The organism is Haloarchaeobius salinus (assembly GCF_024464185.1).
Lineage (GTDB): Archaea > Halobacteriota > Halobacteria > Halobacteriales > Natrialbaceae > Haloarchaeobius > Haloarchaeobius salinus.
The window spans coordinates 578065-590416 of record NZ_JANHAU010000001.1 but is presented as its reverse complement, the minus strand read 5'-3'; the positions used below and the strand labels follow the sequence as shown (position 1 = coordinate 590416).

Sequence of the window (12352 nt, the reverse complement as noted above, 5' to 3'; positions counted from 1 at the left end):
TTACATCGAGCAACCGGTTTCGGACACCGAGCGCGCCACGTCGTCCCCCTCGAACGTGTTGACGGTCTGGAACCACCGCTTGTAGGGGTCGCCGGACATCTCCCCGACCGGGAGTGCCTCGACGCTGTAGGTCGGCTGGATGAGCTGGTGGTCGCCCTCGCGCCAGTACATCTCCGCCCCGTCGCCCTTGATGTCGGCGGCGACGGAGCTGACCTCGTGGCCCTCCAGCGCCCCGCGCATGTCGTCTGCGTTCGTCGAGTCCGCCCGCACCGCCGCCCGCACCGCCTGGTCCATCGAGAGGTAGCCCAGGAAGTGCCGGACGTACGGGTCGGTCTCGGAGCTCTCGGCGACCCGCTCGCAGAAGTCGACGCTCGCGTCGGTGTCGATCGCCGGCCCCCAGACCTGTCCGGCCGTGTCGAGGATACCGGCGGAGTCGCGGTCGAGTCCCCAGAAGACCGCGTCCTCCAGCTGGTGCATCGCCAGGGTGTAGTCGCCCTGCATCCCCTGGGAGACCAGCTGGTTCGCCGCCTTCCGGAGGTCCAGCCCGGCGATGAGCATCCCGATGCCGTCCGCCCCGGAGTTGTCCGCCTCGTTCAGGTAGGGCGAGTAGTCGTCCGCCGGGAACGGCGTCGCCGACCGGCCGACGACCTCGATGCCCTGGTCCTCGAGGATACGGGTCACCGCCTCCTGTGCCGTCTGTCCCCACGCGTAGTCGGAGTACAGGAGGTACCAGCTGTCCGCGGCCTCGGCCATCTCCGCGCCGATGGTCGCCGCGAGCATCGAGTTCGACGCCGTCGGGCGGAACGTGTACGGCCCGCACGCGTCCCCGGTCAGCCCGTCGCCGTGTGCACCCGTCGGCATGTAGACGACTTCGTTCTCGTTCGCCCACGACGCCATCGCCTGTGCCGCACTCGAGGAGACACCACCCATCGTGAAGTCCGCGTCCGCCTCGGTGACCATCCGCTGGAGCTGGCTGACACCGGTCTGTGGGTCGAGCTGCGTGTCACCGGTCTCGACGTCGATGCTGACGTCGAGTTCCGACTCGAGGTCCTCGACCGCGAGCATCGCCCCGTCGATGGCCGACTGCCCGAACACCGAGAACGGGCCCGAGGTCGACGTGGCGAACCCGACCGTCAGCTCGTTCGCCCCTCCCTCGCCGCCACCGCCACCGAGACAGCCAGCGAGCCCGCCGATGCCCGCTGCCCCTGCCGCCCGCAGGATCGTGCGCCTGTCCACCGTCGCTGGAGTGCGATTGCCACTCATGACCTCGTCTAACAAACGGTCATAGATAAACTTACGTGGTGGAAATCGGACGGGGACGGCAGTTTCAGCCTGTCAGAGCAGTGGGTTCAAGTTCCCCGAGCACACCCGACGGTCGGGACCGGTCGACGAGACGCCCGTGGAACGACGCCACGCTGTCCCGGGACTATCTTTTTTACCCCCCGCTCGCGTACCCACCAGCATGAAGTTCGTTATCGTGGGATACGGTCGCGTCGGAACGAGAACCTGCCGCATCCTCGGCGAGGAGGGCCACGACGTCGTCGTCGTCGACAACGACCCCGACCGCGTCGAGCGCGCACGCCACGACGGGTTCACCGTCGTCGAGGGCGACGCCGAGGACGAGGACGTCCTGGAGGAGGCCGGCATCGCCGACGCCGACGCCATCGCCGCGCTCACGCCCGACCTGAACGCGAACTTCACCGCCTGCATGATCGGGAAGCACAACGGCGCGCGGACCGTCCTCCGCATCGACGAGGACTACCGCGAGGACATCTACGAGAAGTACGCCAGCGACGTCGACGAGGTCATCTACCCCGAGCGCCTCGGCGCTGCGGGCGCGAAGACGGCGATGCTCGGCGGCGACTTCAACGTCCTCGCGGACGTGACCGAGAACCTCCAGTTCTCCGTCTTCGAGATCCCCGAGGACTCACAGCTCGTCGGCAAGCGCGTCGTCGAGGTCGACCTGCCCGAGCAGGCACGCGTCTACGCCCACGGGCCGAGCGACGGCCCGCTCACGATTCCGCTCCCCTCGACGTCGATCGAGGCCGGTGACCGGCTCGCGGTCGTCGTCGAGCAGACCGGCGTGGATTCGGTCCGGCAGGCGCTCACCGCTGCCTGATCGCGACAGTGGAAAGGGGGGAGAGACAGCTACCGGGCGCGCGACGCGTAGGATGGGAGTTCGAGGCCGTCGTGCGCGCCCTACCGATGGGTGTCCTCGGTCGGCCTTAAAGTTACGTCAGACGTTCGTCACACGGTGGCGACGATACCCGCCAGCGGTTCGTTTTTGTCGCCCCACCGACTCACTCAGAGCATGGAAGGCACCGGACTGCCGCTCGTGACGCCCTTCGACGAGACGGGCGAGATAGACGAACCTGCGCTCTCCGACCTCGTCGACCGGGTCACCGACGCCGGCGTCGACTTCGTCGTCCCGTGCGGGTCGAACAGCGAGGCACCACTGCTCACCGCGACGGAGCGCCGGCGCGTCGTCGAGGTCGTCGCCGACCGGAGCGACGTGCCCGTCCTCGCCGGCACCGGCCAGCCGGGCTACCGCGAGACGCTCGCCGACACCGAGGCCGCCGCCGCGGCCGGTGCCGACGCCGCACTCGTGGTCACTCCCTACTACTTCCGGCACGACCAGGCCGCGCTCGCGTCCTACTACCGCGGGCTCGCAGACGAGAGCCCCATCCCCATATTCCTCTACAGCGTGCCGAAGTACACCGAGACGCCGCTCGACCCGCGAACCGTCGAGGCGCTCTCGACGCACCCGAACGTCGGCGGCATCAAGGACTCGAGCGGGAACCTCGAACGGCTCCAGCGGACCGTCTCCCTCACCGGGGACGCCGACTTCTCCGTGCTCGTCGGGAGCGGGAGCATCTACGCCGCTGGCCTCGACCACGGCGCGGACGGCGGGGTGCTCGCGCTGGCGAACGTCGTCCCCGAACTCGCGAGCGAGATCTACGACCGCCACACCGACGGCGACACCGACGGCGCACGCGACCTGAACCGTTCGCTGGTCGAGCTGAACCGTGCGGTCACCGCTCGCTACGGCATCCCCGGACTGAAGGCCGCGATGCGGTCGCGGTCGCTGCCCGCCGGCCACGTCCGGCGACCGTTCCAGCCGGTCGACGACGCCACCACGACAGAACTCGCCGAACTCGTGCGGGCCGCACGATGAGCTGGGGCGAGCTGTTCGACCGGGCCGCGAGCTACGACGTGACTGTCGCGGAGGTGCGCGAGACGCTCGCGGAGCACCGGGCCGCGGGGGACGACGACGACGAGGCGGCGGAGGACGGAGGCGACGATGAGCGCTGAGTCGGCCGCCCGCGTCGTCGCCGACGCCGACGTGCTCGCCGCCGACGTCTGCTGTGGCGGCGCGAGCCGCGCGGCCATGGACCACGTCCGGCGACACGACTGGGTGACCCTCGTCGCCAGCGACCACCTGCTCGACGACGCCGAGACGGTCGTCGCCGAGCTGACGGACGCGTCGCTGGCGGCGGACTGGCGCGAGCGCATCGAGGCCGAGCGCGAGCCCGTCGACCACCCCGCGACGGACCACCCCGGGCTCGCGTCGGCGTACCGCGGGCAGGCCGCCCACCTCCTCAGCTTCGACGAGGGACTCGGCAGCGTCGACGCCGGGGCGAACCTGAACCGACGGATGGCGGTCAGCGTCCGGACACCGGACGCGTTCGCGCGGCTGTTCGACGCCGAGAGCCTGTACGAGGCCGTCGTCGGTGACGAGTACCCGGGACCGGACCGCGACCCGCGGGCCTGATCAGGCCCGTTCGAAGGTTCGCTTCAGGAGGACGTAGACGAGTGCGAAGTCCACGGGTGCGACTGCGAGGACGACCCAGTACAACGAGGAGTTGGACACGAAGAGCACTCCGGCCGCCAGGAGGAGCATGATGGCACTTCCGGTGGCGGCGAACAGGGCAGCCTGATGGGGGCCGAGTCGCTGGACGATCGAGTCGGAGGACATCACCGTAACCGCGGGACGTGGCTCGGATAGAACTTCCGATTACCGCTCCTCGTTGACCATCCGAGAGACCCGCCGGAGGATCGGCCGCGGGGTCACCCGCGACAGCAGCCAGAGTGCCTTCATCGGCAGCCCCGGGACGACGACGGCCTTGCCTCGCATCACCCCGGTGTAGCCCGCCTTGGCGACCTGCTCGACGGGCTGTTTGTACGTCGAACCGACCGCGGAGTGGCCCATGCCGGCACGGGACTGGAAGTTGGTATCGACCGGGCCAGGGGCGAGGACCGTCGCGGAGACACCGGTGTCCCGGAGCTCCTCGGCGAGCGCCTCGGTGAAGGAGTTGACGTACGCCTTGCTGGCGTAGTAGCCGGTCATGAACGGGCCGGGCTGGAACCCGGCGGTTGAGCCGACGTTGAGGATCCTCCCCCGGTCGCGCTCGGTGAAGTCGTCGAGGAACAGCCGGGTGAGCTCGACGAGCGTGACGACGTTCAGCCGCAGCTGGGTGCGCTCCTCGTCGAGGTCCGAGTCGGCGAAGGGACCGTGCGTCCCGATACCGACGTTGTTCACCAGGATGCCGACGTCGAGGTCGCGCTCGTGGACCGCGTCGTACAGCTCCTGGCTCGCGCCGTCCCGGTCGAGGTCCATCGGGAGCGGCGTCACGTCGACGGCGTAGCGCGATTCTATCTCGTCGGCGACCTCGGCGAGGACGTCCTCGCGGCGGGCGACGGCGACGACGTCGTGGCCGTGGCGGGCGAACTGGCGGGCGAGCTCGCGACCGATGCCGCCTGACGCACCGGTGACGAGGGCGGTGTCACGTGTCATGTCGGCAACGGGGGACGCCGGGAGAGTAACCCTTCGGGTTTCGGTCGGACGGACCGCGATGGCGAACAGGCGGCGCGCCACTGCCCCCGGCGATGCGCCGCGCTCCAGCCTCGGTCGACCAGGGGCCGGTCGTCAGTACACGCCGACCCTGCCCCCGGCTTCGTACTTGAACTGCCGGGTGAGCGGATGGGGGACTACCGTGGCCCCTTCCGCTCGGCTGGCTCGGCGGCGAGCCAGTCCGCGAACTTCGCCAGCGCGCGGCCACGGTGGCTGATGGCGTTCTTCTCGGCGGTGCTCATCTCGGCCATGGTCTGCCCGTCGTGCTCGAAGATCGGGTCGTAGCCGAAGCCGCCGTCGCCACGCGGGTCGACGATGCGGCCCTGGACCGCGCCCTCGAACGTGTGGACCTCGTCGCCATCGCAGTACGCGAGGACGGTCCGGAAGCGTGCACGGTCGTCGGGGGCGGTGGCGACGAGGTCGCGCACACCCTGCACGCCCACGGTGTCCTGCACGTAGGCGGAGTACGGGCCGGGGAAGCCGTCGAACGCGTCGCAGAACAGGCCAGCGTCGTCGACCAGCACCGACCCCTCGCCGCCGAGGTGTTCGAACGCCTCGCGCGCGCCGTGGGCGGCGATGTCGCCGAGGTCGTCGCTCTGGATCTCGGTGTAGTCGTAGTTCACCTGCTCGACGGGCTCGGTGAGGTACTCGCGTGCCTCGCGGACCTTCCCCTCGTTGCTCGTCACGAAGCGGATCGTCATGCGATAGCGTCGGCGTGTGTGGGTCAAAGAGCCGTCGGTCGCGGGCGAGCGGCGATGGGAGCGTCAGCAGTCGAGGTCACCGAGCAGTTCCGCGGCGGCCTTCTGGAGGTGTTCGGCGGCGGTGCCCGTCGAGCAGTCGAGCTCGTCCGCCACGTCGGCGACTGTCGCCTCGCGGGGCACCTCGTAGTAGCCCAGAGCCTGTGCCACCCGGACGGCCTCGCGCTGGCGGTCGGTGAGACGAGCGCCCGCGGCGGCCGGGTCCGCGGCGTACTCGCCGACGCGCTCGATGTCCACCCGGATGTCGTCGGGCGTCGCCTCGAACACCTCCCGGAGGCGGTCGGGCTCGCCGAGGACGCCGATGGAGACCGAGCGGTCCATCCGGTAGGACAGCGGTGGGACGGCGGCGATACTCGGTCGCGAGAACGCCGCCATGAGCCCCTGTCCTGTCTCGTCTGGGTCGTCCATGACGTAGACGTAGAAGCGGTCGTCACCGAGGGGGGCGACCTCGAACGACTGGACGCCCTCGACCTCCCGCAGTGTCGCCTCGTACGGTTCGCGCGGGCCGTGGACGTGGAAGAGGAGCGTGTTCGCGTCGGGCGTGGCGAAGTTCCAGTTGACCAGGTGGTACTCGTCGTAGCCGCCGTGATCGCAGACGAACTCGTGCATCGGATGGATGGTCTCCGCCGAGTGCCTGAGCGTGACCTGCAGGTACTTCATCGACCACGGGTTCGGACTTCTGACTTAAATCCCCTAGCGACTGCGACCGAAGGACCGTGCTCCCCGGAGCACGATAGCCGATATGGCGCGACCGACGAGGCAGACAGGGGGTGTCGATTCGTGAGCGGCGGGCAGACCGAGGCGCTGGTACGGACGGAGGAGGCCAGCGAGCCCGACATCGACGGGCTGGTCGGCGAGTACGTCCTCGACCGCGAGGAGCACCTGAACGCGCCGGGCATCGTCGTCCGGCCGGACGAGGTCCAGACCGTCCTCGGCCACCTCAAGCGGGAGGCGGGCTACGACCACTGCTCCTGTGTCACCGCCCAGCAGTACGAGGACCGCTACGAGACCATCTACCACCTCAAGCGGTACGACGACCCGACCGACGAGCTGAGCGTCGTCGTCCCGACGAGCGTCGACGACCCGTGGAGCGAGTCCGCCGCCCCGGTGTACGAGACGGCGAACTGGCACGAACGCGAGGCGTACGACCTCGTCGGCATCGACTACGGCGACCACCCGGACCTGCGCCGCATCCTGCTGCCACACACCTGGCAGGGCCACCCGCTCTCGACCGACTACGACCAGGACCAGCCACAGATTGTCACGCTGGAGGGACACGCCAACCCCCTGCAGGACGACGGCCGCGAGGGGGACACGCTCTTTCTCAACATCGGCCCGCACCACCCCGCGACCCACGGCGTGTTACACGTCGAGACCGTCCTCGACGGCGAGACGGTGGTGGGCGTGGACCCGGACATCGGCTTCATCCACCGCTGTCAGGAGCAGCTGTGCCAGCAGGGCACCTACCGCCACCAGATCATGCCGTACCCGGACCGCTGGGACTGGGCCTCCTCGGGGCTGCTGAACGAGTGGGCCTACGCCCGCGCCGCCGAGGACATGGCCGACATCGAGGTGCCGGAGTACGCGCAGGTCATCCGGACGATGGGCGCGGAGCTCTGCCGCATCGCCTCGCACATGCTCGCCGTCGCGACGTACGCGCTCGACGTGTTCGGCGAGTTCACCGCCGTCTTCCAGTACGGCATCCGCGACCGCGAGAAGGCACTCGGGCTGCTCGAACAGCTCACCGGCCAGCGCATGATGTTCAACTACTTCCGCCTCGGCGGCGTCGCCTGGGACCTCCCCGAACCCCGCGAGGCGTTCTTCGAGGACGTCCGCGAGACGCTGGCGACGTTCCCGCCCGCCCTGGAGGAGTACCACGACCTGCTCACGAGCAACGAGATATTCCAGCTGCGCTGCGTCGATACCGGCCACCTCGACCCCGATACGGCCAAGGAGTACGGCTGCACCGGCCCCGTCGCCCGCGGCTCCGGGGTCGACTACGACCTCCGCCGTGACGACCCGTACGGCTACTACGACGAGCTCGACTGGGACGTCGTCACCGAGGACGGCTGCGACAACTTCGCCCGCGTGCTCGTCCGTCTGCGGGAGGTCGAGGAGAGCGCGAGGATCATCGAGCAGTGCGTCGACGTCCTCGAGGAGTGGCCCGACGAGGACCGAACCATCCAGTCGAACGTCCCCCGCACCCTCAAACCGGAGGCAGACACCGAGGTCTACCGCGCCGTCGAGGGCGCGAAGGGCGAGCTCGGCATCTACATGCGCTCGGACGGCACGGGCACGCCCGCGCGGTTCAAGATCCGGAGCCCGTGCTTCTCGAACCTCTCCGCGCTGCCCCCCATCGCCGAGGGCGAGTACGTCGCGGACCTGATCGCGTCGCTGGGCAGCCTCGACACCATCATGGGAGAAGTCGACCGCTGACTAGTCCTCGACGATGACCTCGACGGCCTCGTCGTCCTCCTCCTCCTCGGCCTCGGAGCCGGAGTTGCGCTCCTGCCAGAGCAGGCCGCCGGCGATCGCGATGACGACCCACGAGCGCCAGTTCGCCAGGTTCAGCGTGTAGCCGATGCCGAAGGGCTTCTTCACGAGCATCCCCTCGCCGGGCTCCCAGTAGGAGGAGACCATGCGGCTGAGGCTCGGCCGTTCGAAGTTGTACGGGACCCCCAGAATCTCGCCGGAACTCGGTTTCTCGGGCATACCTGTCCGTACGTGCGGTTGATTTAAGAAGATTGTCGTCGCGCCGACCGTTCTCCCGACGGTGACGGAGTCGCTACGCGTAGTGCTCCTCGAGGTACGCGACGATGTCGTCGGACTCGGGCATCCCCTCGACGCCGTTGTCGGGGTCGACGAGCACCGGGACGCCGGTCTGACCGCTGACCGCCTTCACCTCGGTGCGCTGGCTGTGCGAGCGCGGTACCTCGTGGGTCTCGTACTCGAGGCCGAGCTCGTCGAGCTTGGTCTTCACCTTCGCGCAGAACGGACAGCCGGGGAGGTCGTACAGTTCGAGGTTGGACATGCTGGTCACCGCTTGGGGCCTCGGCATAAAAGGGACGGCGGTCGTGTGCGCCGTGGCCGCCAGACCAGTCAGATGTAGACGGTCCGGACGACGTAGTAGACGACGACGAGCCCCGCGAGCGCCCAGTGCCCGAGGCGGACGTCCTCGAACTCGCCCTGTGCCGCCGAGACGAGCGGGTACGCGAGCAGTCCGCCGGCGATCCCGGTCGCGATGGACGTCGTCAGCGGCATCAGCATGATGGTCAGCCCGCCGGTGATCGCGCTCGCGCTGTCCTGCCAGTCGATGTCGGTGACGTTGCGCAGCATGAACACCGCGACGATGACGAACGCGACGTACGGTGCGAACGAAGGGATCGCCGAGAGCAGCGGGATGGCGACCAGCGCGAGCAGGAACAGCCCGGCGACGACCAGTGCCGTCATCCCGGTGCGGCCACCCTCCTCGATACCCGTCGAGGACTCGATGTACGTCGTCACCGTCGAGGTGCCGACGATGCCGCCGACGGTCGTCCCGACCGCGTCGGCGAGCAGGGGCTTCTCGATTTCGGGGACCTCGCCGTTCTCGTCGGTCATGTCCGCGGCGTTGGACAGTCCGACGAGCGTGCCGGCGGTGTCGAAGAAGTCGACGAAGAAGAACGTGAACATCACCATCGCGAACGTCACGGCCTCGACGTTCGCGAACCCGTCGACGAACGCGCCGACCAGCGGGGTGATGTCGTAGTCCGCGACGGAGTAGCTGAGGTCGCCGACCCCGGGTGCGAGGCTCGACGTCGCGGCGGCGAGCTTGATTCCCTCGCCCTCGACCGGGAGCGACCCGATGTCGGCGGTCACGCCCAGGGCCGCGACGACGTAGCTGATGACGCTCGTCCCGAGGATGCCCGCCACGATGGAGCCCTTGACGCCACGGGCGTAGAGCACGAGCGTCAGGAGCACGCCGACGATGGAGACGATGGCGATGGCGTCCTGTGCGAGCACCGGGTTCAGCGTCACGAAGTTCCCGGCGTCGGTCGGGGCCTCGACGATACCGATGTCGCCGGCGATGATGCGCATCTGCTGGAGCCCGATGAGCGCGAGGAACAGCCCGATACCGGGCCCGACGCCGTACTTCACGGGGTCGGGGAAGAGGTTGATGACGTACTCGCGCAGGCCGACGAGCGTCAAGGCGATGAACAGCAGGCCCTCGACGAAGACGGCTGCGAGGGCGACCTGCCACGTCACCGACGGAATCGTCAGGACGACGGCGACGAAGAAGGCGTTCAGCCCCATCCCGGGGGCGAGCCCGAAGGGTCGGTTCGCGTAGAACGCCATCACCAGCATCGCCGCGACCGAGGAGATGATGGTGGTCACGGCGAGCAGCTGGAACTCCATCCCCGGCGCGACCCCGAGTTCCTCCGGGGTGATGACGATGCTGAGGATAGCCGGGTTGACGACGATGATGTAGCTCATCGTCAGGAACGTCGTCAGCCCCGCCAGTAGCTCGGTTCTGAGGTCTGTACCGTGCTCGTCGAAGCCGAACAGACCGGACCCACCACCAGAGCCCGACTGCTCCGCCGCACTGTCACTGGAACCCATAATGCACGTACGACCAACCACAAATCTGCACTATAAAACTGTTCCGGAAACAAGCCCGAATAATACACATGTACATGTATAATTGCACGAAGATGCGTCGAGAAACCGGTCCCGGAGGTACCGAACGCCGGGGGTGGCGGCCCGCCCGTGCGGTCCGTGCTCCGGCTCCACTTTTTATACCATCCCGCCGAACACCGTGGTAGATGCACGTCGCGGACCTGCCGCTGGCCGAGCGCTTCGTCGAGCACTTCGCGGCCCAGGGCGTCGAGGAGCTCTACCCGCCACAGCAGGCGGCGGTCGAGGCCGGAGTCTGCGAGGGGGAACGCGTCCTCGCGGCCGTCCCCACCGCCTCGGGCAAGACGTTCGTCGCCCAGCTCGCGATGCTCACCAGCGACGGACCGGCGGTGTACGTCGTCCCGCTGCGGGCGCTCGCGACGGAGAAGTACGACGAGTTCGCAGAGCTGCCGGACGTGAGCGTCGGCATCGCGACGGGCGACTTCGACGCGACCGACGAGGACCTCGCCAGGCACGACATCGTCGTCGCCACCAGCGAGAAGGTCGACTCGGCGATCCGGAACGGGGCCGAGTGGATCGAAGCCGTCGACTGCGCGGTCGTCGACGAGATACACCTGCTCGACCAGGACGGGCGCGGACCGACGCTGGAGGTGACCGTCGCGAAGCTCCGCCGGCTCACCCCGGAGATCCAGCTCGTCGGGCTCTCCGCGACGGTCGGCAACGCCGCCGAGATCGCCGACTGGCTGGACGCCGAACTCGTCGCGAGCGACTGGCGACCCGTCGACCTGAAGACGGGCGTCTACGCCGAGGGGACCGCGGTGTTCGAGGACGGCGAGGAGCGCGACATCCCGACCGGCGGCGACCAGCCCGCAATCGCACTCGCCCGCGACGCCGTGGCCGACGGCGGCCAGTGCCTCGTGTTCGTCTCCTCGCGCCGGTCCGCGCAGGCGCTCGCTGGCGACCTCGCCGACGAGTTCCTCGCCGATGCCGCCGAGGTGGCGGAGGAGCTGCGCCTCCTGGCGACGACCGGCACGGGCACCGACCTCGCGCGCTCGGCCGCCAACGCGGTGGCGTTCCACCACGCCGGACTCTCGGCGGACCAGCGCCGGGTCGTCGAGGACGCCTTCCGGAACCGGGAGCTGACGGTCATCGTCGCGACGCCGACGCTCGCCGCCGGCGTCAACGTCCCGGCCCGCCGGGTCGTCGTCCGGGACCACGAGCGCTACGACGGCGACGCGATGACCCCGCTGCCGGTGCTCGAGGTCCACCAGATGTTCGGACGGGCCGGCCGCCCCCACCTCGACCCCTACGGCGAGGCGCTGCTCGTCGCCGGCGACGCCGAGGCGGCCGACGACCTGCGCGACCGCTACGTCGGGGCCGAGCCCGAGCGCGTCACCTCGAAGCTCGACAGCGAGCGCGCCCTGCGCACCCACGTGCTCTCGACGGTCGCGTCGGGCTTCGCCGACTCCCGGACCGAGGTGCTCGACCTGCTGGACGAGACGTTCTACGGCCACCAGCGCGCCGCCGACGAGCTGGGTTCGGTCGTCGGTGACGTGCTCGACTACCTCGCGGCGGCGGGGATGCTCGACCGGCGCGACGGGCTCGCCGCCACCCGGCTCGGCACGCTCGTCTCCCGGGTCTACGTCGACCCCGTCACCGGCGCGTCCGTCGTCGACGCCATCGAGCAGGCGGCCGACCTGCCGCGGGTGACGCCGCTGACCGTCCTCGAGCTCGTCTGCGACACGAGCGACATGCCGACGCTGTACACCCGCAACGACGAGGCCGGCCGGGTGACGGATGCGGCGACCCGACGCGAGAGCGAGCTCACGAAGTCGGTGATGAGCTTCGACGGCGACTTCCAGCGCTGGCTCGACGTGTTCAAGACCGCGCTGATGCTCGCGGACTGGGCCGACGGGGTCGCGCTCGACGAGCTCGCCGAGCAGTACGGCGTCGGGCCGGGCGACGTTGGACGCATCGCCGAACGGGCGGCGTGGCTGCTCGCGGCGACGGAGTCCATCGCGGGCTACATCGCCGACGAGGGCGGCGAGGTCGAACGCGTCGCCCGGGTCATCCGCGAGACGCGCGAGGCGCTGGTCGAGCGGGAGGCGTGAGAACGAACGGGGGGCTG

General features: G+C 69.3%; 14 protein-coding genes. 6 read left to right on the top strand and 8 right to left on the bottom strand.

Annotated elements, in window-relative coordinates; translation table 11 throughout:
- Entirely contained in the window at window positions 1-1263 is a 1263-nt protein-coding gene (locus tag NO345_RS02945) for an ABC transporter substrate-binding protein (protein ID WP_256296359.1), read from the bottom strand.
- Window positions 1264-1462: 199 nt separating this feature from the next.
- Here NO345_RS02945 and NO345_RS02940 point away from each other — a divergent pair, with 199 nt between their 5' ends.
- The 4 genes from NO345_RS02940 (at window position 1463) to NO345_RS02925 (ending at window position 3772) form a co-directional block, all read left to right on the top strand.
- A complete protein-coding gene (locus NO345_RS02940; RefSeq protein ID WP_256296349.1) occupies window positions 1463-2119 on the top strand; it encodes a potassium channel family protein in 657 nt (218 codons plus the stop codon).
- Between the two features lie 192 nt (window positions 2120-2311).
- Window positions 2312-3175, top strand: coding sequence for a dihydrodipicolinate synthase family protein (locus tag NO345_RS02935; RefSeq protein ID WP_256296347.1), 864 nt, complete (start codon window positions 2312-2314; stop codon window positions 3173-3175).
- Window positions 3172-3312, top strand: a complete 141-nt coding sequence (locus NO345_RS02930) for a hypothetical protein (protein WP_256296345.1) — start codon at window positions 3172-3174, stop codon at window positions 3310-3312. Before NO345_RS02935 ends, NO345_RS02930 begins: the two co-directional genes overlap by 4 nt.
- Window positions 3302-3772, top strand: coding sequence for a DUF7384 family protein (locus NO345_RS02925; protein ID WP_256296344.1), 471 nt, complete (start codon window positions 3302-3304; stop codon window positions 3770-3772). The genes NO345_RS02930 and NO345_RS02925 overlap by 11 nt, the downstream gene beginning before the upstream one ends.
- Here NO345_RS02925 and NO345_RS02920 read toward each other — a convergent pair whose 3' ends face one another.
- From NO345_RS02920 to NO345_RS02905, 4 genes are all read right to left on the bottom strand, one after another.
- Window positions 3773-3976: a hypothetical protein gene (locus NO345_RS02920; RefSeq protein WP_256296342.1), complete on the bottom strand. Its 204-nt coding sequence runs from the start codon at window positions 3974-3976 to the stop codon at window positions 3773-3775.
- Between the two features lie 39 nt (window positions 3977-4015).
- Window positions 4016-4795 carry an SDR family NAD(P)-dependent oxidoreductase gene (locus tag NO345_RS02915; protein ID WP_256296340.1) on the bottom strand — a complete coding sequence of 260 codons (780 nt, stop codon included), beginning with the start codon at window positions 4793-4795 and terminating at the stop codon, window positions 4016-4018.
- A 194-nt stretch (window positions 4796-4989) separates the two neighbouring features.
- The gene (gene rdgB / locus NO345_RS02910; RefSeq protein WP_256296338.1) at window positions 4990-5553 is read right to left on the bottom strand and encodes an RdgB/HAM1 family non-canonical purine NTP pyrophosphatase; all 564 of its coding nucleotides are present in this window, start codon (window positions 5551-5553) and stop codon (window positions 4990-4992) included.
- Between the two features lie 63 nt (window positions 5554-5616).
- A complete protein-coding gene (locus NO345_RS02905) occupies window positions 5617-6270 on the bottom strand; it encodes a helix-turn-helix domain-containing protein (RefSeq protein WP_256296336.1) in 654 nt (217 codons plus the stop codon).
- Window positions 6271-6447: 177 nt separating this feature from the next.
- On the opposite strand from NO345_RS02905, the gene NO345_RS02900 reads away from it, so the two are divergent.
- Entirely contained in the window at window positions 6448-8046 is a 1599-nt protein-coding gene (locus NO345_RS02900; RefSeq protein ID WP_438266757.1) for an NADH-quinone oxidoreductase subunit D, read from the top strand.
- On the opposite strand, the gene NO345_RS02895 is transcribed toward NO345_RS02900, so the two are convergent.
- From NO345_RS02895 to NO345_RS02885, 3 genes are all read right to left on the bottom strand, one after another.
- On the bottom strand, window positions 8047-8322 hold the full coding sequence (locus NO345_RS02895; RefSeq protein ID WP_256296335.1) for a DUF5808 domain-containing protein: 276 nt from the start codon (window positions 8320-8322) through the stop codon (window positions 8047-8049).
- A 73-nt stretch (window positions 8323-8395) separates the two neighbouring features.
- Window positions 8396-8641 (bottom strand): glutathione S-transferase N-terminal domain-containing protein, encoded by a 246-nt coding sequence (locus NO345_RS02890; protein WP_256296333.1) that lies wholly within the window; start codon window positions 8639-8641, stop codon window positions 8396-8398.
- Between the two features lie 68 nt (window positions 8642-8709).
- Complete coding sequence (locus tag NO345_RS02885) at window positions 8710-10209, bottom strand: NCS2 family permease (protein ID WP_256296331.1); 1500 nt, start codon at window positions 10207-10209, stop codon at window positions 8710-8712.
- Window positions 10210-10412: 203 nt separating this feature from the next.
- Between NO345_RS02885 and NO345_RS02880 the strand changes: the two genes are divergently transcribed.
- Window positions 10413-12335, top strand: a complete 1923-nt coding sequence (locus NO345_RS02880; protein ID WP_256296329.1) for a DEAD/DEAH box helicase — start codon at window positions 10413-10415, stop codon at window positions 12333-12335.
- Window positions 12336-12352: the final 17 nt, after the last annotated feature.

Coding starts and splice junctions, on each gene's coding strand:
- NO345_RS02940 (WP_256296349.1), top strand. CDS start 1,463: ATGAAGTTCGTTATCGTGGGATACGGTCGCGTCGGAACGAGAACCTGC.
- NO345_RS02920 (WP_256296342.1), bottom strand. CDS start 3,976: ATGTCCTCCGACTCGATCGTCCAGCGACTCGGCCCCCATCAGGCTGCC.
- NO345_RS02880 (WP_256296329.1), top strand. CDS start 10,413: ATGCACGTCGCGGACCTGCCGCTGGCCGAGCGCTTCGTCGAGCACTTC.
- NO345_RS02925 (WP_256296344.1), top strand. CDS start 3,302: ATGAGCGCTGAGTCGGCCGCCCGCGTCGTCGCCGACGCCGACGTGCTC.
- NO345_RS02885 (WP_256296331.1), bottom strand. CDS start 10,209: ATGGGTTCCAGTGACAGTGCGGCGGAGCAGTCGGGCTCTGGTGGTGGG.
- NO345_RS02915 (WP_256296340.1), bottom strand. CDS start 4,795: ATGACACGTGACACCGCCCTCGTCACCGGTGCGTCAGGCGGCATCGGT.
- NO345_RS02930 (WP_256296345.1), top strand. CDS start 3,172: ATGAGCTGGGGCGAGCTGTTCGACCGGGCCGCGAGCTACGACGTGACT.
- NO345_RS02905 (WP_256296336.1), bottom strand. CDS start 6,270: ATGAAGTACCTGCAGGTCACGCTCAGGCACTCGGCGGAGACCATCCAT.
- rdgB (WP_256296338.1), bottom strand. CDS start 5,553: ATGACGATCCGCTTCGTGACGAGCAACGAGGGGAAGGTCCGCGAGGCA.
- NO345_RS02935 (WP_256296347.1), top strand. CDS start 2,312: ATGGAAGGCACCGGACTGCCGCTCGTGACGCCCTTCGACGAGACGGGC.
- NO345_RS02890 (WP_256296333.1), bottom strand. CDS start 8,641: ATGTCCAACCTCGAACTGTACGACCTCCCCGGCTGTCCGTTCTGCGCG.
- NO345_RS02945 (WP_256296359.1), bottom strand. CDS start 1,263: ATGAGTGGCAATCGCACTCCAGCGACGGTGGACAGGCGCACGATCCTG.
- NO345_RS02895 (WP_256296335.1), bottom strand. CDS start 8,322: ATGCCCGAGAAACCGAGTTCCGGCGAGATTCTGGGGGTCCCGTACAAC.